At 65.0% G+C, this 203-nt stretch carries 1 protein-coding gene; it reads right to left on the bottom strand.

The genetic code is table 11. The features are described from left to right. Positions 1 to 203 (bottom strand): two-partner secretion domain-containing protein (locus HWE01_RS22815; RefSeq protein WP_241822984.1); only part of this gene is annotated, 203 nt, incomplete at both ends.

The following is a 203-nucleotide window of genomic DNA, read 5'->3' as shown; positions in this document are numbered from 1 at the left end:
ACGCCGCCGCCAACACGATAGCTCTCCAGGTTGCCCTGTCGGATGACCGGCGTCCCCGTGGTCATGGTGGCGCGCTGGGCGTTGATGAAGCCGCAACCGGCACAGGTAATGCCGGAGGGGTTGGCGATGATCACCTGCGCCCGGTTGCCGGCGACCTCGATGAAGCCACGCAGGTAGCTCGGGTCCGATGAGTTGATCTGGTT

It is taken from the genome of Herbaspirillum sp. C7C8 (genome assembly GCF_022627875.1).
GTDB lineage: Bacteria > Pseudomonadota > Gammaproteobacteria > Burkholderiales > Burkholderiaceae_D > Herbaspirillum.
The sequence above is the reverse complement of the archived record's forward strand: the minus strand, read 5'-3'. Positions and strand labels throughout refer to the sequence as shown.